At 73.7% G+C, this 20,614-nt stretch carries 19 protein-coding genes and 1 tRNA gene; 11 read left to right on the top strand and 9 right to left on the bottom strand.

What is annotated here, in order from left to right; translation table 11 throughout:
• Positions 1–23: 23 nt before the first annotated feature.
• Both AAW13_RS37215 and AAW13_RS37210 read right to left on the bottom strand, forming a co-directional pair.
• Positions 24–1,433, bottom strand: coding sequence for a sensor histidine kinase (locus tag AAW13_RS37215; protein ID WP_046731032.1), 1,410 nt, complete (start codon positions 1,431–1,433; stop codon positions 24–26).
• Positions 1,430–2,140 (bottom strand): response regulator transcription factor, encoded by a 711-nt coding sequence (locus AAW13_RS37210; RefSeq protein ID WP_206306345.1) that lies wholly within the window; start codon positions 2,138–2,140, stop codon positions 1,430–1,432. Before AAW13_RS37210 ends, AAW13_RS37215 begins: the two co-directional genes overlap by 4 nt.
• 98 nt (positions 2,141–2,238) lie before the next feature.
• Here AAW13_RS37210 and AAW13_RS37205 point away from each other — a divergent pair, with 98 nt between their 5' ends.
• Positions 2,239–2,763, top strand: a complete 525-nt coding sequence (locus AAW13_RS37205; RefSeq protein ID WP_046731033.1) for a hypothetical protein — start codon at positions 2,239–2,241, stop codon at positions 2,761–2,763.
• A 47-nt stretch (positions 2,764–2,810) separates the two neighbouring features.
• Here AAW13_RS37205 and AAW13_RS37200 read toward each other — a convergent pair whose 3' ends face one another.
• Positions 2,811–3,683, bottom strand: a complete 873-nt coding sequence (locus AAW13_RS37200) for a spermidine synthase (RefSeq protein ID WP_046731034.1) — start codon at positions 3,681–3,683, stop codon at positions 2,811–2,813.
• A gap of 57 nt (positions 3,684–3,740) precedes the next feature.
• Positions 3,741–4,145, bottom strand: a complete 405-nt coding sequence (locus AAW13_RS37195) for a hypothetical protein (RefSeq protein WP_046731035.1) — start codon at positions 4,143–4,145, stop codon at positions 3,741–3,743.
• Positions 4,146–4,400: 255 nt separating this feature from the next.
• Here AAW13_RS37195 and AAW13_RS37190 point away from each other — a divergent pair, with 255 nt between their 5' ends.
• Positions 4,401–5,879, top strand: a complete 1,479-nt coding sequence (locus tag AAW13_RS37190) for an NsdA family TPR-like regulatory protein (protein WP_046731036.1) — start codon at positions 4,401–4,403, stop codon at positions 5,877–5,879.
• A 12-nt stretch (positions 5,880–5,891) separates the two neighbouring features.
• Here AAW13_RS37190 and AAW13_RS37185 read toward each other — a convergent pair whose 3' ends face one another.
• Positions 5,892–6,488: a histidine phosphatase family protein gene (locus AAW13_RS37185; protein ID WP_046731037.1), complete on the bottom strand. Its 597-nt coding sequence runs from the start codon at positions 6,486–6,488 to the stop codon at positions 5,892–5,894.
• Positions 6,489–6,732: 244 nt separating this feature from the next.
• Between AAW13_RS37185 and AAW13_RS37180 the strand changes: the two genes are divergently transcribed.
• The 7 genes from AAW13_RS37180 (at position 6,733) to AAW13_RS37150 (ending at position 13,120) form a co-directional block, all read left to right on the top strand.
• Complete coding sequence (locus AAW13_RS37180; RefSeq protein WP_046731038.1) at positions 6,733–7,686, top strand: phosphatase PAP2 family protein; 954 nt, start codon at positions 6,733–6,735, stop codon at positions 7,684–7,686.
• The gene (locus tag AAW13_RS37175; protein ID WP_071659811.1) at positions 7,640–8,758 is read left to right on the top strand and encodes a hypothetical protein; all 1,119 of its coding nucleotides are present in this window, start codon (positions 7,640–7,642) and stop codon (positions 8,756–8,758) included. The genes AAW13_RS37180 and AAW13_RS37175 overlap by 47 nt, the downstream gene beginning before the upstream one ends.
• Positions 8,749–10,338, top strand: a complete 1,590-nt coding sequence (locus AAW13_RS37170; RefSeq protein ID WP_046731040.1) for a hypothetical protein — start codon at positions 8,749–8,751, stop codon at positions 10,336–10,338. The genes AAW13_RS37175 and AAW13_RS37170 overlap by 10 nt, the downstream gene beginning before the upstream one ends.
• Positions 10,335–11,675, top strand: coding sequence for an AAA family ATPase (locus tag AAW13_RS37165; RefSeq protein WP_046731041.1), 1,341 nt, complete (start codon positions 10,335–10,337; stop codon positions 11,673–11,675). Before AAW13_RS37170 ends, AAW13_RS37165 begins: the two co-directional genes overlap by 4 nt.
• Before the next feature lie 276 nt (positions 11,676–11,951).
• Positions 11,952–12,317 (top strand): hypothetical protein, encoded by a 366-nt coding sequence (locus AAW13_RS37160; RefSeq protein WP_046731042.1) that lies wholly within the window; start codon positions 11,952–11,954, stop codon positions 12,315–12,317.
• A 130-nt stretch (positions 12,318–12,447) separates the two neighbouring features.
• A complete protein-coding gene (locus AAW13_RS37155; RefSeq protein WP_063777079.1) occupies positions 12,448–13,056 on the top strand; it encodes a bifunctional DNA primase/polymerase in 609 nt (202 codons plus the stop codon).
• Positions 13,047–13,120, top strand: a tRNA-Lys gene (locus AAW13_RS37150). The genes AAW13_RS37155 and AAW13_RS37150 overlap by 10 nt, the downstream gene beginning before the upstream one ends.
• Positions 13,121–13,191: 71 nt before the next feature.
• On the opposite strand, the gene AAW13_RS37145 is transcribed toward AAW13_RS37150, so the two are convergent.
• A complete protein-coding gene (locus tag AAW13_RS37145) occupies positions 13,192–14,406 on the bottom strand; it encodes a M6 family metalloprotease domain-containing protein (protein ID WP_046731064.1) in 1,215 nt (404 codons plus the stop codon).
• A gap of 372 nt (positions 14,407–14,778) precedes the next feature.
• Here AAW13_RS37145 and AAW13_RS37140 point away from each other — a divergent pair, with 372 nt between their 5' ends.
• Positions 14,779–16,620: a putative bifunctional diguanylate cyclase/phosphodiesterase gene (locus AAW13_RS37140; protein WP_046731044.1), complete on the top strand. Its 1,842-nt coding sequence runs from the start codon at positions 14,779–14,781 to the stop codon at positions 16,618–16,620.
• Here AAW13_RS37140 and AAW13_RS37135 read toward each other — a convergent pair.
• The 3 genes from AAW13_RS37135 to AAW13_RS37125 all read right to left on the bottom strand — a co-directional run bounded on the left by AAW13_RS37135 (position 16,590) and on the right by AAW13_RS37125 (position 19,494).
• Positions 16,590–17,687, bottom strand: a complete 1,098-nt coding sequence (locus tag AAW13_RS37135) for an LLM class flavin-dependent oxidoreductase (protein WP_046731045.1) — start codon at positions 17,685–17,687, stop codon at positions 16,590–16,592. The genes AAW13_RS37140 and AAW13_RS37135 overlap by 31 nt on opposite strands.
• A gap of 281 nt (positions 17,688–17,968) precedes the next feature.
• Positions 17,969–18,700, bottom strand: a complete 732-nt coding sequence (locus AAW13_RS37130; RefSeq protein ID WP_046731046.1) for a maleate cis-trans isomerase family protein — start codon at positions 18,698–18,700, stop codon at positions 17,969–17,971.
• Positions 18,697–19,494, bottom strand: coding sequence for a maleate cis-trans isomerase family protein (locus tag AAW13_RS37125; protein ID WP_046731047.1), 798 nt, complete (start codon positions 19,492–19,494; stop codon positions 18,697–18,699). The genes AAW13_RS37130 and AAW13_RS37125 overlap by 4 nt, the downstream gene beginning before the upstream one ends.
• Before the next feature lie 161 nt (positions 19,495–19,655).
• On the opposite strand from AAW13_RS37125, the gene AAW13_RS37120 reads away from it, so the two are divergent.
• On the top strand, positions 19,656–20,609 hold the full coding sequence (locus AAW13_RS37120) for a D-2-hydroxyacid dehydrogenase (RefSeq protein ID WP_046731048.1): 954 nt from the start codon (positions 19,656–19,658) through the stop codon (positions 20,607–20,609).
• The last annotated feature ends 5 nt before the right edge of the window (positions 20,610–20,614 follow it).

Genomic DNA, 20,614 nt, shown 5'->3' with positions numbered 1-20,614 from the left:
CTGTCGAAGACCTTAGGGTGCGCTTAAGGAAGGGATCGGGAGCGATTAAAGGTCGAGACCATTTCCTGTCTGCGCGAACGGCGCCGCCGCACCGTGCCGCGATGTCCCTTGCGCTCCGGCTGCCGGCCGCCCAGCTGGATCCAGATCCGGACCTCGGTCCCGCCGAGCACCGACGAGCCGATCCGCACGTCCCCGCCCGTCGACTCGGCGAGCCGGCGCACGATGTCCAGCCCGAGCCCGGTCGACCCGGCCGCCCCCGAACCGCGGCCGCGGGCCATCGCCGCCTCCGGGTCCCGGATGCCCTGCCCGGCGTCCGAGACCAGCACGATCACCGCGTCCTCCGCGTTGTGCACGTCGACGGCGAAGGCGGTGCCCTCGGCGGTGTGCCGGAAGACGTTGCCGAGCAGCGCGTCCAGCGCGGCCGCCAGGTCCGCGCGGGCCACCGGTATCCGGACCGGCCGGTCCACCCCGGCCACCCGCCACTTGCGGCCCTCGTCCTCCGCGAGCGCCGACCAGAACCCCATCCGCTCCCGCACCACCTCGGCCGCGTCGCACCCGGCGCCCGGTCCGACGGCCGCCGTCTGCGGTTTGGCCTCCCGGGCGGTACGGATGATGGTGTCGACCTCGCGCTCCAACTGGGCGACGGCGGCCCGGGTCTGCTCGGCGGCCGTGCCGTCCCCGAGGGAGGCCGCGTTCAGCCGCAGCACGGTGAGCGGGGTGCGCAGCCGGTGCGACAGGTCTGCCGCCAGTTCCCGCTCGTTCGCCAGCAGTTGGACGACCTGGTCGGCCATGGAGTTGAACGCGACCGCCGCCAGCCGGAGTTCGGTCGGCCCTTCCTCGGGCACCCGCGCCCCCAGCTTGCCCTCCCCCAGTTCGTGCGCGCCCTCGACCAGTCGCTGGGCGGGCTGCACCATCCGGACGCCCAGCCGGTCGGCGACGGCGACCGAGCCGACGATCAGCGCCAGGCCGACGGCGGCGAGCACCCCCCAGGCCGCGGAGACCCCGTTGGTCACCTCGGACTCGGGCACGTACACCTCGACGACCGCGATGGCGCCGGTGCCGAGCGCGACCGGCTGTAGCAGGGTCGACCCGCCGGCCACCTCCGTCGTGGAGGCGCGCCCCAGCTTCCGTACGGTCGCGATGTCCCCGTCGGCGGCGCGCTGCCGCCCGATGTCGACGGCGGGGCCGCCACCGGCCGCGGGTATGTGCACGGCCATGCCCCGGTCGGCGCCCGCCGAGGCCACCACCCGCTCCAGCTTGTCCCGGTCGGTGGTGATGGACAGGGCCGGGGCGACGGCGGCGGCCTCCCGCTCGGCGTTGGAGAAGGCGCGGTCGCGGGCCATCTCCTTGATGACGAGACCGAGCGGGACCGCGAAGGCGACCACGACCATCGCGGTGACCGCCAGACAGACCTTGACCAGAGCCCATCTCATCCGACCGGCCTCACTTCCCCGCCCGGTGGCTCCAGCTTCACGCCGACCCCCCGAAGTGTGTGCAGATACCGCGGCCGGGCCGCCGTCTCGCCCAGTTTGCGGCGCAGCCACGACAGATGGACGTCGATCGTCTGGTCGTCGCCGTAGGACTGCTGCCACACCTCAGCGAGCAGTTCCCTGCGCGGTACGACGACACCCGGCCGGCCCGCCAGGAAGGCCAGCAGGTCGAACTCCCGCCGGGTCAGGTCGAGCCGGGCGCCGTCCAGTTCGGCCTGTCTGCGCAGCGGGTCGACGGTCAGTCCGCCCACCCGCAGCACACTCGAAGGGGCCGGTTCACCGCCGCCCGACCGCGCCCGGCGCAGCACGGCCGCCATGCGCGCCGACAGGTGCTCCACGGAGAACGGCTTGGTCAGGTAGTCGTCCGCGCCGGCGTTCAACAGCCTTACGATCTCGGCCTCGTCGTCCCGCGCGGTGGCGATGATCACCGGTACGTCCGTGATCCCGCGGAGCATCTTCAGGGCCTCGGAGCCGTCCAGGTCCGGCAGTCCGAGGTCCAGGACGACCACGTCGAAACGGAAATGGGCGACCTCGCGCAGCGCCTCCAGTGCCGTACCGACGCTGCGCACGGTGTGCGAGGCGTCGGTCAGCTGCCGGATGAGCGCCGAGCGTACGAACTGGTCGTCCTCGACCACGAGCACACTTGCCATGCGCCGCACCGTACGCCATGCGACGGGCACCGGTCGGGGCCTGTGGACAACTCGGGTCGAGTGCGCACGGCGCCCCCGCTGAGGCAGTATGGCCCGCGATGCGCAGAGGACTCGTACACGTACTGGCTTGGCTGCTCGCCACGGGCGCGGCGGTCACGCTGTCGTGGTGGGGCGTCCACACGGTGATGGCGGGCACCGCCTACGACCCGCCGCGCGCCCTCCCCATCACGGCGGCGGACGACGCCCCGACGACGCAGGGCGCCAAGCCGCCGGCGTCCCCGAGCTCCCGCCCGCCCGCGCGGACCGCGGCCCCGCGCCCGTCGGTGACCCCCGTCGCGACCCCCTCCCGAACCCCGGCGACCACCCCGAGCCCGTCGGCCACCGCCGGCGCCACCGCGTCGGGCCAGGTGAAGGCCTACGACACCGACGGCGGCCGGGCGGTCTTCGACCTGGGCGACACCAGCGCGACCCTGGTCTCGGCGACGCCGGGCACGGGCTGGTCGATGCAGGTGTGGAAGACGGAGACCTGGATCCGCATCGAGTTCAGCAGGAGCACGGACCGGGTGTCGGTCTTCTGCACCTGGCACGACGGCCCGCCGCAGGTGCAGGTGCAGACGTACTGAACGCCCCGTCAGGGGTGCGGGGCTGTGTCAACGGGACACGGGCTGTGTCAACGGAACACGGAAGGAGGCGGGGAGGGCGAAGCCACGGCCACCGCATCGGTCACGGCCACGGCCCCGCCGGTGAAATCCCTCAGCGCACGCCCGTGTTCGAGCCGCCCCGGGTGAGGGTCGGACGCACAGCGCCGGGTCAGCTCGGCGACGGGGAGCTGCGCGTCGGCCGCCACCAGCACCGCGTTGCCGAACCGCTTCCCCCGCCAGACCCCCGCGTCCGCCACCACCGCGACCTCCGCGAACCGTGCCGCCGCGGTCGCGATCTGCCCCCTCAGGTGGGCGAGCGGCGGCCCGTCCGCGAGGTTGGCCGCGTACACGCCCCCTGGCCCGAGCGCCCTGCGCACCTCGTCCAGGAACTCCGTGGACGTCAGATGCGCCGGGGTGCGCGCCCCGCTGAACACATCGGCTATGACCAGGTCCGCCCAGGCCTCCGGGACCTTGCCGAGGCCGTCCCGGGCGTCCACGGACCGCACCCGGATCCGCGCGTTCGCGTCCAGCGGCAGCTCCCGCCGCACCAGCTGGACCAGGGCCGCGTCCCGCTCGACGACCTGCTGGGTGGACCGGGGCCGGGTCGCCGCGACGTACCGCGCCAGCGTGAACGCCCCACCGCCGAGGTGCACCACCTGCACCGGCCTGCCCGGCGGTGCCACGAGGTCGATGACGTGGCCGAGGCGCCGCTGGTACTCGAAGGAGAGGTATGCGGGGTCGTCGAGGTCGACGTGCGACTGCGGGGCGCCGTCGATGAGCAGCGTCCAGGCGCGGCCGCGGTCGGGGTCGGGTATGAGCTGCGCGAGGCCGCCGTCGACGGCCTCGACCACGGCCTCGACGGCGGCGGCCGACCGGCGCCGGGTGTTCCTGGACTTGCCCATGGGGTCATTTTCCCAGGTGACTGCCGTGCGCGGAACTCGGGCGTCCGTGAGCGGACATCAGCGGCAGCTGTCCGCCGCCCTGATCATCCGCGCCGCCTCTCCCAGCGCCCGGCGCAGCACCGCCGGGTCCGTCGCGAGGTCGGCCTCGCCGGGTGGCAGCAGCCAGTCGGAGCCCTCGACGGGCGGGCCCGGGTCGAGCCGCAGCCCACGCCCGTCGGTCCCGGTACAGGTGCTGCCGGGAACGTCCCAGCCGGCCGCCGTGCCGGCCGGCACCACGAAGCCGAGGGTGTCGCCCCCGTCGTCGTGGAGCACGGGCCCCACCGCCTCACCGGTCCCCCGGCGCAGGATGTCGACCGCCTCCAGGCCCTGCCGGGCCGGCACCGTCACGAGGTCGCATCCCGCATCGTCTGCCGCCGAAGTGTCCGGTGGCGTACGAGGATCGTTGCTCTGGCTGGTCTCCATCCCGGCCTCCACCGCGCAGCCCTCTTGCCGTCCATGGGGTCCAACGCGCCACCGCGTCAACGGCTACGGCGGAAGTCAGCCGCAAAGGATGGCAGTTCATGGCAGATCAGGGATGAGATATCCGGTTTGTAGCCAAACCCTGCGTCACGGGTCCGACACAGCAGGTACGTTCTTGCCCGCCGGAATCAGGGGTCCACTCGGACAACTCACCACGAGTCCGGCATGGTTCGACGGTTCGCACGAGAGGACCCGGCCATGGCGTCGTCCACCACGACCGCGTCGCAGCCCGATCGGCCGGTACGGCCGAACCTCGCCTTCCGGCAGCTGCGCGGCCGGCACTCGCCGGCCGAGTTCGCCGCGCTGGTCCGGCGTGCCGCCCGCGAGATCGGCGAGCGGGTGAGCTGTGACGCGCGCTACATCGGTCGGGTCGAGGCGGGTGAGATCCGCTGCCCGAACTACGCGTACGAACGGGTGTTCCTGCACATGTTCCCCGGCCGCACGCTCGCCGACCTCGGCTTCGCGCCGCGCTCGGCCGTTCGCGGACGCGCGGCACGCCCGCCGGAGGACGCGCCCCACGCGCCCCTCCCTCTCGCCCGGGGTGAGACGGAGGAGGCCGTCGAGCCGTATGACCAGCAGGACCCGTTCCACCCGCATGAACCGCGCAGGACGCGAAACCCGCAGGACCCGTTCGAGACGCACGACAACTACGAGGAGAGCGACGTGCTGCGTCGCCTATTCATGACCGGCGGGAGCGCCACAGTCGCCACCGCCACGCTGAGCCCGCTGGGCTTCACCATCGACGCGATGGCGGCGGACCGGCCGGTGCGCCGTGCCGGGACCTCGCACGCGGCAGCCCTGGAGGAGGCCGTACGCCGGATCCGGCTGCTGGACGACCGGCACGGCGCCGACGGCCTCTACCGGCGCGCGGCGGCTCCGCTGCGCGCCGCGTACGCGCTCCTTGACGCGGGCGCCACCCGGCAGACGACCGCCGAGCGGTTGCACTCGGGCGCCGGTGAACTGGCCATCTCCGTGGGGTGGCTGGCGCACGACTCCGGCCGCTTCGACGACGCCCGCTCGCACTACGCCGAGGCACTGGCGACCGCGCGGATGACCGGGGACCCGGGCCTCGAGGCGCACGCCTTCTGCAACACGGCGTTCCTGGCCCGGGACGCCGGCCGGCCACGGGAAGCGGTGCGCGCGGCCCAGGCCGCGCAGCGCGTCGGGCGCCCGCTGGGCTCGGCCCGCCTGATGTCCCTGCTGGCGCTGCGCGAGGCGGGCGGCTGGGCGGGGCTCGCCGACCGCACCGGCTGCGAACAGGCGCTGGCCCGCGCCCAGGCCCTCTTCGAGCGAGGCCACTCGGACGCCGACCCCGAGTGGATGAGCTTCTACGGAGAGGCCGAGCTGGAGGGCCTGGAGGCGCAGTGCTGGTCCACGCTGGGCGACTGGCGCAGGGCCGCGCGGCACGCGCGCCGGGCGGCCGACCTCCAGGACCCGCACTTCACCAGGAACATCGCGCTGTACACGGCGGAACTCGCCGACGACCTCGCGCGCGGGGGGCGGCCGGACGAGGCGGCGACGGCGGGGATGCGGGTCCTGGAGCTGCTGGACCAGGTCCAGTCGTCGCGCATCCAGGGGATGCTGGCGGGGACGGCCCGGGTGCTGCTGCCGCACCGGCGGGCCAGCGGGGTGCAGGAGTTCCTGGACCGGCACGCGTCGACACCGAGGGTCGTGTAGGGCCGGCCGGCGTCAGCCCGCCAGGTGCCCCAGGTCGTTCCAGCTCTCGATCGCGGGTTCCCCGTACGCCCATCCCAGCACCGAGAGCGAGGTCGGGTTGAGCCGGACACGGGCCGCGAAGTCCAGCGGCAGGCCCAGCCAGCGCGCGCCGATCGACCGCAGGATGTGCCCGTGGGCGAAGACCAGCACGTCCCGGTCGGCGGAGCGCGCCCAGGACACCACCTCGTCCGCGCGGGCGGTCACCTCGGCCAGGGTCTCCCCCTCGGGAACGCCGTCGCGCCAGATCAGCCAGCCGGGACGGGCGGACTGGATCTCGGCCGGGGTCAGCCCCTCGTACGCCCCGTAGTCCCACTCCATCAGCGTGTCCCACCGGGTGGCCCGGTCACCGAAGCCCGCCAGCTCGCACGTCTCACGCGCGCGTGCCAGCGGGCTGGTGCGCACCTCGGCGTCGGCGAGACCTTCGTACGGCGGCCGGTGCAGCCGCTCGCCGAGCAGCTTGGCCCCCCGCCGGCCCTCCTCCAGGAGCGGTACGTCGGTCCTGCCGGTGTGCTTGCCGGACAACGACCACTCGGTCTGTCCGTGCCGGGCCAGCAGGATGCGCGGTGCCATGGAGGGTGAACCTTTCGGGAGAAATTCGGAAGCGGGACACCCCCATCATCGCCCACGCTGGGAACTCTCCGGGAATGCGCCGGGCCCGTACCGGGCAGGCGCGGGCAGCGGGCAACCCGGCGGGCGCTCTCCGCGTCTTTGAGGGCTGAGCGCCCCGCAGGAGCGGGCACGCGTACACCGTAAAGTGTCACGGTCGGCCCGCGGGGCGCCGCGCAGACAGGGACGAGAAGGGGGAGGCAGTCGGATGCCGCAGACCGAGAAACCGGGCACCGAGGTGGCCGCGCGAACCCGGCTGCGCTGGTGGACCGAGCTGCCGCTGATCCTGCTGGTGTACGGCTGCTACACGGCCGGCCGGCTGCTCGCGCGCGGGAACACCGCCAGCGCCGTCGACCACGGTCTGGCGATCCTGCGCATCGAGAAGGACCTGCGTCTGAACGCCGAGCACCCGCTCAACCGGCTGTTCACACGGGAGCCGTGGCTCGGTGTGCCGGCCGACTTCTGGTACGCCTCGCTGCACTACCTGATCACCCCGGCGATCCTGGTCTGGCTGTTCCGCCGGCGCTCCGAGATCTACCGGGGCGCCCGCACCTGGCTGATGACGTCCACGTTCATCGGCCTGATCGGCTTCACCCTGCTGCCCACCTGCCCGCCCCGGCTGCTGGACGCGAAGTACGGGTTCGTGGACACCATGGCCCAGTACAGCTCGTACGGCTGGTGGGGCGGACAGGCCAGCGCCCCGCGCGGGATGGGCGGCATGACCAACCAGTACGCGGCGATGCCGAGTCTGCACTGCGGCTGGGCGCTGTGGTGCGGGGTGATGCTGTGGCGGTACGGCAACAGCCGGCTGACCAAGGTCCTCGGGGTGGCCTACCCGCTGCTGACCGCGATCGTCGTGATGGGCACCGCCAACCACTACTTCCTGGACGCGGTCGCGGGCGTCGCCGTGATGGGCGCCGGGTTCCTGCTCGCGCCGTACGTCACGCGGGGCGCGGACCTGGTCCGGGCCCGGGTCGCCCCGGGCACCTCGCTCGTCGCGGCCCGCTCGGACGGCGCAGGTTCCCCGATTGTCAGTGGCGGATGCCAGACTTCGCCGGGTGAGCGAATTCCATCGCAGCGCGAGTCCTCTCTCGCCTCCGGAGCCGAACCGGACGCTGCCCCCACAGACGCGGGGGACGGCGCTCCGGCACCGGCTCGCTGAGCTGCGCGGCCCCGACGTCCCCGCCAAGGCCCTCGACGCGCGTGCCCTCGCGGCGCTCGCCGCGAACCCGGGGTGCCGCCGACGGGCGATCCTGGACGGCGCCGGGGTGGACAAGACCGCGCTGGCGAGCGCGCTGGGTTCGCCGTCGGCGTTCGGCCAGTCGCAGTTCGCGCTGACCCGGGGCAACGCGTTCGAGGCGAAGGTGAAGGCGGACGGCGGCGCGGAGTTGCTGCGGCTGGTGCGCGGGCACCTGGACCCGGGCGCCGAGGCGGCCGAGCGGGCCGCCGTGCCCGACCTGTCCGCGATCGGCCCCGAGGGGCGTACGGCCCGTACGGCGCTCGCCCTGCGGGAGGCCGGTGAGGCGGGCGGCTGGACACTGCTCGACCATCCGATGCTGGCCCTGGAGGTGGCCGGCTCCCCCGCGTTCCTGGAACCGGACGCGGTGGTCGTGCACCCCGACGGCAGCTGGACGGTCGTGGAGATCAAGTCCTTCCCGATGCTGGACGGTTCGGCCGACCCGGCGAAGGTGGGTGCGGCCGCCCGCCAGGCGGCGGTGTACGTCCTGGCCCTGGAGGCGGTCGCGGCCCGGCTCGACCCGTCCCCGCGCGTCCGCCACGACGTGCTGCTGGTCTGCCCGAAGGACTTCTCCAACCTGCCCACCGCGTCCGCCGTGGACGTCCGCAAGCAGCGGGCGGTCACCGCCCGGCAGTTGGACCGGCTCACCCGGATCGAGGAGATCGCCGGCACGCTCCCGGCGGGCACCTGCTTCGCCCCGGACCTGCCGGCCGAGCAGCTCACGGCGGCCGTGGAGGCCGTCCCGGCGACCTACGCGCCCGACTGCCTGTCCGCCTGCGAACTGGCCTTCCACTGCCGGCAGCGGTCCCGCGCGGCCGACGAGGTCACCGCGCTGGGCCGCGCGGTCCGCGCCGAACTGGGCGGTCTCACCACCGTGGAGGACGTGCTGTCGGCGGCCCGCGGCGAGAGCGGCGACCCCGCCGATCCGGCGGTCGCGGCCCTGCGCCGGGCGGCGGCCCTGCGGGCCGAGGCCCTTCAGGGGGCCGCGTGTCCCTGATCACCACCCTCGCCCGCCTGGAAGCCGTCAGCACGGGCGTCGCGCAACCCGCCGCGACCGTCCGCCACCGGCATCTCTCCGGGCAGCCGCTGGTCTTCGTGCCGCTCACCACCTCCGGTGAGGCCGGCGCCCCGCTCGGCGCGCTCGTCGGCACCGACCGGGACGCCCCGCGGCTGCTGGTCGTACCGCAGCCGCGCGACCGTGACCTGCGGTTCGCCTTCCTCGCCGAACTGGCCGACGTGGTCCTGCCGTACCTGGACTCCTACGCCGGGTCCGTGGAGGCCGCCGAGCGCACCGAGACCGACCCGGAGACCGGCAAGCGGGTCAAGGTCGAGGTCGAACTCTGCGCGGACGCACCGCAGCTGATCGTGCCGGGGCGCGCGGGCATCGAGTACGTACGGCTGCTGGGCCGGTCCATGCGGTTCCGGCGCACGGCGGAGCAGGATCCCGAGGCGCCCTACCCGGCGCCGCCCCGGGTGCCGCTGCTCGGCCGCTGGCTCACCCACTTCGGGGAGCGTGCCCGGGTTCCCGGTTCCTCCCTCCTGCTCGCCATGACGGACCTGCTGTCCCGGCACTGGGCGACCGGGCAGTCCGGCATCGAGGACCAGCACCTGGGCGCGCTGCTCGCCTGGATCGACCCTCCGCGGGGCAGCACGGGCGCGGCGGCCGCCCGCACGGCGGAGCTGGCGCGGGACACGGACGGGCAGTTGGTGTGCCCGCCGGCCGGTCCGGCCACCGACCCCGCGTTCGACAACAAGCTGCTCGCGCCCGCCTTCGAGCGCTACGACCGGGCCCGCACCGCTCTGGCCGGTGCCGAGGACGGCCTCCAGGCCGACACCCGGCTGGGCATCCTCACCGCCGCCGAGCGGGAGATCCGCGACCTGGTGGCGAGCCGGACCAGGCCCACCTGGGACGCGGTGTGGCGCGGCCTGGACCTGCTGCACCGGCTGCCGGAGGGGGCCAGGGTCGAGGAGCGGTGGACGCGCGACCGCTGGTCGTTCACCGGGCACCGGGACCGGGTGCTGGCCGGCGAGCCGCCGCAGCCGCGCCGGGACGACGCGGTCACCGCCGCCAACAAGCTGGCCACCCGCGAGCGCGAACAGGCCAGGCTCGACGCCCAGGAGGCGCTGGACGACCCGCTGGTGATGGCGGGGCGGCGGCTGTCCGGGGAGGCGTTCGCGGGCGAGGTCCTCGATGTCGTCATGGCGTACGGCGAGGGCAAGCGGCCCAGCCCGCGCCCGCTGGTGACCGTGCGCACCGAGGACCGGCCGCAGCTGGCCGAGGGCGCGAAGACGTACCGCTCGCTGGGCGGCAAGCCGCAGTCGATGGAGTTCGTCGGGCAGGAGGCGGCGGGGGTCGTCGTCCTGCGGGTGCTGGACAAGATGGGCCGGGGGAAGGAACCGGAACCCGGCTCGGTCCCCGAGAAGGGGGACCGGTTCACCCTCACCCTGTTCGAGCACGAGCAGCGCGGCGGGGCGAAGCTGCCCGACCCGGAGGCGACCCCGTGGACGCACGGCGGGCCGCCCGGCGAGGGCGTGCCCGAGCCGGCCGACGCGATGACCCAGGAGGACGTCCTGTGACGACGACCACGGCCTTCGACCCGGGCGCCGAGGCCGCTCGCGCCACCTCCGCGATCCTCCACGACACCCTGCACGGCACCGACCGGGGCGTGGTCGTGGACTCCCCGCCGGGCGCCGGCAAGTCCACGCTGGTGGTCCGCGCGGCGCTCGAACTCGCCGACGCGGGGCGGCCGCTGATGGTGGTCGCGCAGACCAACGCCCAGGTCGACGACCTGGTCCTGCGCCTCGCCGAGAAAAACCCGGAGCTTCCCGTCGGCCGCCTGCACAGCAGCGACTCCGACCCGTACGACAAGGCGCTGGACGACCTGCCCAACGTCCGCAAGTCGGCGAAGGCGGCGGACCTCAGGGGAACGCCGGTCGTGCTGTCCACGGCGGCGAAGTGGGCGCACGTCACGGTGGACGAGCCCTGGCGGCACGCGATCGTCGACGAGGCGTACCAGATGCGTTCGGACTCGCTGCTCGCGGTGGCCGGGCTGTTCGAGCGGGCGCTGTTCGTGGGCGACCCGGGCCAGCTGGACCCGTTCGCGATCGTGGGCAGCGAGCAGTGGGCGGGCCTGTCGTACGACCCCTCGGGCTCGGCCGTCTCGACGCTGCTCGCGCACAACCCGGGCCTCCCCCAGCACCGCCTCCCGGTCTCCTGGCGCCTGCCGGCGTCGGCGGCCCCGCTGGTCTCCGGGGCGTTCTACCCGTACACGCCGTTCCGCAGCGGCACCGGCCACGGTGACCGCCGTCTCTCCTTCGCCGTGCCCGCCGACGGCTCGGGCCCCGACCGGGTGATCGACGAGGCGGCGGAGTCCGGCTGGGGCCTGCTGGAGCTGCCCGCCCGGCACACCCCGCGCACCGATCCGGAGGCGGTGCGGGCGGTGGCGACGGTGGTCCGGCGGCTGCTCGACCGGGGCGGCGCGGCCGTGTCGGAGCGCTCACCGGACCCCACGCCCCTGACCGCCGACCGGGTGGCGGTCGGCACGGCCCACCGCGACCAGGCGGCGGCGGTCCGCGCGGCGCTGGCCGAGCTGGGCGTGAGCGGGGTCACCGTGGACACGGCGAACCGCCTCCAGGGCCGCGAGTACGACGTGACGGTGGTCCTGCACCCGCTCTCCGGCCGCCCCGACGCCACCGCCTTCCACCTGGAGACGGGCCGCCTCTGCGTGCTGGCCTCCCGGCACCGCCACGCCTGCGTCGTGGTCTGCCGGGCCGGCGTGACCGACCTCCTGGACGCCTACCCGTCGACGGAACCGGTCCAACTGGGCACCCTCGTGAAGTTCCCGGACGGCTGGGAGGCGAACCACACGGTCCTGGCGCACCTCGCCGAACACCGCGTGCCCTGGAGACCCTGACCTCCACTCCGGCACCCGCCCCACCAGGGGACCGACGCGGCGCCCCCGCCCGTCGGACGGAGCCCGGCACGCCGCCGGAGGCGGCCAACGATCGCAGCCCCCGACGGCTGGGAGGCGAACCACACGGTCCTGGCCCACCTGAACGAAGACAGAGTGGTCGGGCGGCTCTGAGGGGTCGGGGTGGGGGTACGCAGAGTGAGCCGGCGGCCCTGGGGTCCCCTTGCGCGGCGCGAGAGAATGGACGGTGGCCATCGAACCGTACGAGGAGGACCAGACATGGCGGAGCCCACGCCGCGACGGAACGAACCGCGGCTACGCCCCGCGCCCCTGCTCTTCGAGCCCGTGGCAGCGGTCGCCGACCCGGAGCACTTCTTCGGGCTGGAGTCGATCGACGACCCCGGGGCGCTGCTGACGCGGGCGACGGAGCTGACCCTGGCGTTCCGGGTCGCCACCGACCGCGCCGTGGAGTTCCAGGCCATGGCCGCCGCCCAGCTCGCCGACCCGCGCCGCTTCGACCGGCTGACCCCGGCCGACATCGCCGCGCGGGCCGGGTGGACCGAGGACTACGCGAAGAAGATGGTCGAGTTCGGCCGGGACCTGTTGAAGGGCGCCGAGGGGGCGGAGCCGGCGGAGCCCGTGTAGCGGACGGCCGGCCGGACACCACGACCCGGGGGCATATGCCAGGCGGGCAAGATACCCCGCCGTGCCGGGGAGTGTCCCGGTTTCCGGCAACTCACGGCGAGCGGGCACTCACGAGGGGTATCACATCCCCATGAGCAGCAGACCGTACGAGACCTTCCCCGGCCACCGCGGTGACCGCGGCGACGCGGCCGGGGTCACCTCCGACGGAGCCGCCTGGCTCGCCTCCGCAGGAACGTATCCGCGGAGCATGCTCGCCTTCTGGGAGGAGCGGCCGGACGCCCCGGTCGTCCTGCCCTGCGGTACCGCGTTCGACGTGGTGAACGCCCCGGCGATGCACGGCCGCCGCATGCTGGACCGGCTGTGGGACGAGGGGCCGGGATCCGGGCCGGTGGCGGTGTTCCGGGGCCGGATGCTCCTGTTCGCCGCCCCCGGCACCGCCGCCCGGCTGCACTCGCTGCTGGACTGGGAGGAGTGGGGCGGCCGCGGCGGGGCCGTACCGCCGCTGCTGTGCCACGGCACCGGCGACGCGGTGACCGTCCCGGCACTCAACGGCGATCACGGCCCGGCCCCGGCCGACGCCCGCTGGCTGGTCGCCCCGGACACCCGGCACCCGTGGCTGCCCGGCCCCGAGATCCTGCTCTGGGCGGCGGTACGGGCGGCCCGGCCGGCCGTGCGCATATCGATTTTTCCTCCCCCCGATCAGGATGCTAAGGTCTACGACGTCAGCAGGCGCCGCTAGCTCAGTTGGTTAGAGCAGCTGACTCTTAATCAGCGGGTCCGGGGTTCGAGTCCCTGGCGGCGCACGCGAAGTAGATGACCGATGGGCCGGACTCCAGTGGAGTCCGGCCCATCGGTCATCGTGCGTCTTCTCCGGTCAGGCCAGCTGCCTGGGCGTGATCTTCACGTTCCAGGCGCCGGACGCCGTGCGGCCCTCCACGTCCACCTTCACCCCCTCCCCCGGCACCGTGAAGCTCTCGCCGAGGGCGACCGGGGCGTCTGCCAGCGGCGGGTAGACCGAGTTCTCCCAGCAGGCCTCGGTGCGCGGGTGCGCGTCGATCACCTCGACCGGGCCGCCGCCGGAGGCCGTCTCGTCACGGACCCGGTAGACCAGGACGCCCTGCCGGCAGGTCGCGCTGTCGTTGCCCGCCGCGCCGCGCGCCTCGAAGGCCAGCACGCTGTCCGGACCGGTGCGCACCACCGCCAGCTTGGTGCCGTCGCCGAGCCCGAACGCCGGCGCGCCCGTGGCGCCCTGCTGCGGCACCCCCGGCCCGGCGGACAGCGGCTCCAGGGTCAGCCGGGTCGGTCCGGTCCCCTTCACACACACCACCTGGCGCGGATCCAGCCATCCCAGCTTCCACTTGTGCCAGGCGAAGAAGTCCGGGGACAGCCCGAACTGGCTGCCCATCAGGTCCCAGTCGCCGACGTACGTGTCCCAGTCGCCCTTGCCGTCCACCGGACGGTGGTAGAGGTCGGGGAGGTCGAAGACGTGCCCGGTCTCATGGGCGAGAACCAGCCGGTCCGGCGGATGCTTCTCGAAGACGGTGACCACCCGCCGGACGTCCGTCCCGTCGACGTGCGTCGGGGTGTCCAGGTTGACCACCTTCGTGGCGTCCGAGTCGACGCCGGGCGCGTCCGGGTCGGCCACGAAGTACACGACGTCGTAGTGCGCGAAGTCGACCACCGGATCGGCCACCGCGAACGCGTCCCGCAGGTAGGCGGCCCGCAGCGGCATGCTCCAGTCACGCTGTATGCCGTACGCGACCGACGGCCGGGGCATCCGCAGCCAGTGCGTCAGCGGGTGCGCCCGGATGGTGAACTTCCCGTAGGAGGCCTGCTCGTAGAAGCGGCTGGTGGCCGGGAAGTGGTCGGCGGCCAGCTCCGCGGGGGTGGTCCGCGGGGTGGCGTCCGGAAAGGAGAGGAACACCATCACGGCCGACAGCGGGTGGGTCGGGCGGGTGTAGTCGGGGTTCCAGGTGTCGACGCCCTCGGAGTGGTGCGCGTCCGTGCGGGGCAGGGCGCAGGGGGCCGTGGAGAACGGCTCGGCCACCGACGGCCCGGTCAGGATCGTCGTGGCGACGAGCGCTGACATCGTGGTGAACACGGCGGCGCTGCTGCGCAGCAGGAGACGCGGCACGGAAGGACCTCCGGAGGCGGTTCGCGGGACACCGGACCCAGCCTGCGGGCATTTGTCGCGTTATGACCTGTTTATCTGCACCAGAAGAGTGAGGAACCCCCTGCTTGCCACGGAGAGACCCGAACGGCCGACACCCCGACACGCTCACGGACCGTCACAAGTGGTCGTGCGCCTCAAGAACCCGTCCAGGTGCGGGCAGAAACGATCTGTCAGAACCACCGGTTCATCGTGGACACTGGACAGTGGCTGCACGGCCCTCGGGCCAGCCTCTATGATCGGCAGACTTTCCTGCACGGACAGAGATCGAGTGCACTGCGGGAGCGAGCGGTGAGCGGAACGTCCGAAGGGCCGACGCCCGCGGCAGACCTCGACCGGTCCGCCGTCACAGAGAGTGACAAGACCTATCGGAAGTCGTACGACACGACAGAACTGAAAACCTACGAGTACGCCTTCTCGGCCGCCGCGCTGCCCATGATCGTGGTCGACGGCGAAGGCCTGGTCGGCGCCGCCAACGAGGCCTTCGCCACCCTCATCGGCGCCGATCCGGCCGGACTGGCCGGGCGGGTGGCCGCGGATCTGGTGGACCTCGCCTCCGACGCCCGCACCTGGCACGCCTACCGCGAGGTGCTGCGCGGCCGGCAGGCCAAGCTGCGCTGCACCCGGCGGCTGAAGCATCCCGACGGGCACTCGGTGTGGGTCCAGGTGACCATCGCCCCGCTGGCCAAGGGCGTGCCGGGGGTGCTGATCTCGGTCACCGACATCAGCGACCGGCGTGAACTCCAGGGCCGGCTGAGGCACTTGCAGATGCACGACCCGGTGACCCGGCTGCCCAACCGGACGCTGTTCTTCGAGCGTCTTTCGGCCGCGCTGGAGGCGGAGTCGTACGAGCGCAGCGGCACCGGCCGGATCGGCCTGTGCTATCTCGACCTGGACGGCTTCAAGGCGGTCAACGACACCCTCGGCCACCGGGTCGGCGACCGGCTGCTGGCCGCCGTCGCCGAGCGGCTGACCAGGATCGCCGACGAGGCCGGCTTCGCACGGGCCGGGGCGCCGCTGGTGGCCCGGCTCGGCGGCGACGAGTTCGCGCTGCTGGTCGAGGACTCCACGGGCACCGAACAGCTGGCCGATCTGGCCGAGTCGGCGCTGGCCGCCCTCCAGGCGCCGTTCGACCTGGCCGGCCAGCGGCTGTCACTGTCGGCGTCGATCGGAGTGGTGGAACGGCATGCCGCCGGTACGACCGCGACCGGTCTGATGCAGGCCGCCGACACGACCCTGTACTGGGCGAAGGCCGACGGCAAGTCCCGCTGGACGCTCTTCGACCCGGAGCGCAACGCCCACCTGGTGACCCGCCAGGCGCTCTCGTCCACCCTCCGCCCGGCCATCGAACGCGGGGAGTTCGCGCTCGAGTACCAGCCGCTGGTGGGTATGGGGGACGGGCGGCTCAGTGGCGTCGAGGCCCTGGTCCGCTGGCACCATCCGCAGTTCGGCACCTTGACGCCGAATCGGTTCATCGGACTGGCCGAGGAGGACGGTTCGATCGTCCCGCTCGGCCGCTGGGCCCTGACCACCGCCTGTCGGCAGGCCCGCCGCTGGCAGCTGGACCACCCGGGCGGGCCGCCGATCTTCGTCAGCGTCAACGTCGCCGTCCGCCAGGTCTGGGACTCCGACCTGGTCGCGGACGTGGCCGAGACCCTCGCCGAGACCGGGCTGGCCCCGCACCTGCTGCAACTGGAGCTCACCGAGTCGGCGGTCATGGGCTCGGCGGGCCGCCCGCTCCAGGCCCTCCAGGCCCTCAGCGACATGGGCGTCCGGATCGCCATCGACGACTTCGGCACCGGCTACTCGAACCTGGCCTACCTCAGCCGGCTCCCGGTCTCCGTCCTCAAACTGGACGGCTCCTTCGTCCGGGGCTTCCAGTACGACGACCCGGGCGACCGCCCGAACCCGGCGGACGAGGTGGTGGTGGAGGCGATGATCCAGCTCGCCCACCGGCTCGGACTCACCGTCACCGCGGAGTGCGTCGAGACGTCGGCGCAGGCCTCCCGGCTGCGTCACATCGGCTGCGACACCGGCCAGGGGTGGCTGTACTCCCGGCCGGTGACGGCGGATCGTATCTCCGAACTGCTGGACACCCGGAGCTACGCGGACACCCCGGTCGGCAATCCGTAGGCGTCGGCGACCAGTTCGTAGGAGCGCAGGCGCAGCTCGCCGCGGTGGGCGTGCGTGGTGAGCATCAGCTCGTCGGCGCCGGTGCGCTTCTGGAGGTCGTCGAGGCCGGCGCGGACCTCGTCCGCGGTGCCGTGCACGATGTTGGACGTCCAGGAGCGCACGAACTCCTCCTCCATCGGGGAGAACTCGTGATTCTCGACGTCGTCGGGGTCCGGGAACAGACCGGGCCGCCCGGTGCGCAGCCGCACCATGTTCAGCGCGCCGGCCCGTACCTGCCGCCGGGCCTCGCGCTCCTCGTCCACGGCCAGCACGGAGACGCCGATGAGGGCGTAGGGCTCGTCGAGGACGGCGGACGGGCTGAAGGACTCGCGGTACAGGTCGAGGGCCGGGATCGTGTTCTGCGCGGAGAAGTGGTGCGCGAAGGCGAACGGCAGGCCGAGCATGCCGGCCAGCCGGGCGCTGAACCCGGAGGAGCCGAGCAGCCAGACCGGCGGCCGGTGCGGGGACTGCACACCGCCCGGGGTGGTGCTCTGGACCGGCCCGGGGATCGCGTGGATCCGCCGGTAGGGGTGCCCGTCCGGGAAGTCGTCGTCCAGGAACCGGGTCAGCTCGGCGAGCTGCTGCGGGAAGTCGTCGGCGCCCTCGTTGAGGGTCTGGGTGCGGCGCAGCGCGGCGGCGGTGGCCCCGTCGGTGCCCGGCGCCCGCCCGAGGCCGAGGTCGACCCGTCCGGGGGCCATGGCCTCCAGCGTGCCGAACTGCTCGGCGATGACGAGGGGGGCGTGGTTGGGCAGCATGACCCCGCCCGAGCCGAGCCGGATGCGCTCCGTGTGGGCGGCGAGGTGGGCGAGGATCACGGCGGGCGAGGAGGAGGCCACGCCGGGCATCGAGTGGTGCTCGGCGACCCAGTAGCGGTGGAAGCCGCGCGCCTCACCGAGCCGTGCGAGGCCGACGCTGGTGCGAAGGGCGTCGGTGGCGGTACTGCCGGTGCCGACGGTCACCAGGTCCAGTACGGAGAGGGGGACGGGGGCGGTCCCGTGCGTGATGCCCCGGATCTCGTCTGCCGACACGGTGAGAGCCTCCTGTTTGCCGCCGTGAGCTGTACTGAGGGGCGATAACAGGAGGTGGTCTCCGTTTATTCCGGGGCTCCCTGCCGTATCCCGGCCGCGGGCCGGTGGGGGCTGCTCGCACCGGCCCGCGGGCCGGTGGGGGCTGATCGCGCGGTTCCCCGCGCCCCTCCGGGGCGCTGGGTGAGAGACCGGGGTCAGGGGGCGGGGGTCCCTGATGCCTCGCGCGGTTCCCCGCGCCCCTACGGGGCGCCGGGTGAGTGGGCCCGGGTGTGGTGGGGCGGTCAGGCCTGTACGAGGGGTTCGCGGGTGAACAGGGTGCCCAGGGCCGGCGCGTTCACCCGCCGGTCCGCCAGGCGCAGCCCCTCCCACACCGTCACCTGGTTCGCCGTGAGCACCGGCTTGGAGAGCGCCTTCTCCAGCAGCGGCAGGTGCGCCGCCGTGTGCAGTGCCGTGTCCGGCAGGAGCACCGCCTCGGGCTCACCCGCGTCCGCGGCGCGCGCCAGCGTGAGGACCTCCTCCTCCCCCCACGTCCCCACCTCGGCCGCCGTGACGATCCCCGCGGAGCGCACGCCGGTCACCTCCAGGCCGCCGGCCCGCAGGAAGTCCGCGAAGAGCTGGGCCACGTCGTCCGGGTAGGTCGCGCCGACCGCCACCCGTCGTACGCCGAGCTCCCGCGCCGCGTGCACGAACGCGAAGGGCGTCGCCGACGCCGGCAGCCCGGCCGCCCGGGCGAGGTCGCGGACCTGCTGCTGGGCGCCCTCCCAGCCGTACACGAAGCTTCCGCTGGTGCACGCCCACACCACCGCGTCCGCGCCCGCGAGCCGCAGTTCCGCCACCCCGGCGGCGAGCCGGTCGGCGGAACCCATCTCGCGGAGCGCGTCCACCCGGTGCGCGTCCTCGCCGATGTCGGTGTGGACGACGTCCACCCGGATGTCGCTGCCGAGGAGCTGCTCGATACGGGGATAGTCGTCCTCGGCGGAGTGCCCCGGGTAGAGGAGTCCGAGCGCTGTCATGTCCACCCTTCCTGCTGTTCTTCCGGCAGTACGGGCCACTCCCGCGGCACGGATCCGTCGGGATGACGGACCAGCGTCTGATAGGGCCCAACCGCTCGGGTACCCAGCCTGCGCAGCGCCGCCCACATCGTGACCTGGTTGGCCGACAGGACGGGGACCCGCAGCTCGGCCTCCAGCTGGGGGATGACGTCGTAGGTGGGGAGGTTGGTGCAGGAGATGAACAGGGCGTCGGCGGCCCCGGGCCGTACCGCCCGCCGCGCCATGGCCACCACCTCCCGGTACTGCACCTGCCAGATGTGCCGGGTCAGCCCCATGAACGCGCAGCCCGCGACCCGTACGCCCGCCTCCGCCACGTACTGCGCGAGGGCCCGGGTCACCGACTCGGTGTACGGGGTGACCAGCGCCAGCCGCCGTACGCCCAGCTCGGTCAGCGCGTCGAGGAGCGCGCCGGAGGTGGTGAGGGAGGGCACCGCGCCGGAGCGGGTCATCGCCTCGCACATCGCGCGCTCGCCGGCGATCCCGCCGACGAAGCTGCCGGAGGTGCAGGCGTAGGCGACGACCTCGGGTGCGACGGCGGTCAGCGCGCGCACCGCCTCACCGAGCGTCTCGTGCTCGCTGACCAGCCGGGCCAGGTCGAGGCTGACCTCGACGGGCACGAAGGGGGTCCTCGTCAGGTGCAGGGAGACGTCGTCCGGGACCCAGCGCCACAGCTCGCGGTCGAGCGCGAAGTCGAAGGGCGCCACGACGCCCACACCGCGCTGGGGGCGAGGCCCGCCCAGAAAGGAGACGTCCATGGGGGTCACCGGCCTCACGCTGGAGGACGAGGGGGCAACGGTCGACGGATACGCCCGTGTTGACGAAGGTAGGTTCGGGTGCGAGCGTGGTCAATCCGCGCATCTCAGACGTTCCATTCGCCCATGCCAGACGCTGCCGGACGCCGGGAGACCGCCCCGAAATGACGCCGCCTGTGCCCACCGTGCTGGTCCTCGACGCCGACCCGCCGCCTCGTCTCGGCCGGCTCACCGGCCGCGCCCGGATCGTGCGCACCGACGCGGCCGGCCTCGCCGCCCGGCTGCCGGCCGCCGACGTCCTCCTGGTCTGGGACTTCGCCTCGCGCGCGGTGCGCGAGGCCTGGCCGGGGCCGGGGCCCCGGCCGCGCTGGGTGCACACCGCGAGCGCGGGCGTGGACCATCTGATGTGTCCCGAGCTGGTCGCGTCGGACACGGTCGTCACCAACGCGCGCGGGGTCTTCGACCAGCCGATCGCCGAGTACGTGGCGGCGCTGGTGCTGGCGCTCGCCAAGGACCTGCCGCGGACCCTGGATCTGCAACGGGAACGGACCTGGCGGCACCGCGAGGCGCGCCGGGTGGCCGGCACGCGGGCCTGCGTGGTCGGTTCCGGGCCGATCGGGCGGGCGATCGTCCGCACCCTGAAGGCGCTCGGCGTGACGACCGCGCTGGTCGGCCGGGTGCCGCGGACCGGCATCCACGGCCCCGAGGACCTGGACCGGCTGATGTCCCGGGCGGACTGGGTGATCGCCGCCGCCCCGCTGACCGAGCAGACGCACGGCATGTTCGACGCGCGCCGCTTCGGTGTGATGCAGCCGTCGGCCTGCTTCGTCAACGTCGGGCGGGGCCCGCTGGTCGACGAGGACGCGCTCGTCCAGGCGCTCACCAGACGCTGGATCGCCGCCGCGGCCCTGGACGTCTTCGCCACCGAACCCCTCCCCGCCGACAGCCCGTTGTGGGGGGTGCCGGGTCTGGTCGTCTCCCCGCACATGAGCGGTGACACGGTCGGCTGGCGGGACGAACTGGGCGCCCAGTTCGTGGAGTTGTACGAGCGCTGGGCGGCGGGCAGATCTCTGCTGAACGTGGTCGACAAGAAGCGCGGATACGTGCCAGGTCACTGACCCTC

The sequence above is a fragment of the Streptomyces humi genome, from assembly GCF_001005085.2.
Taxonomy (GTDB): domain Bacteria; phylum Actinomycetota; class Actinomycetes; order Streptomycetales; family Streptomycetaceae; genus Streptomyces; species Streptomyces humi.
Note: the sequence above shows the minus strand (reverse complement) of the source record. Positions and strands in the feature narration are given on the sequence as shown.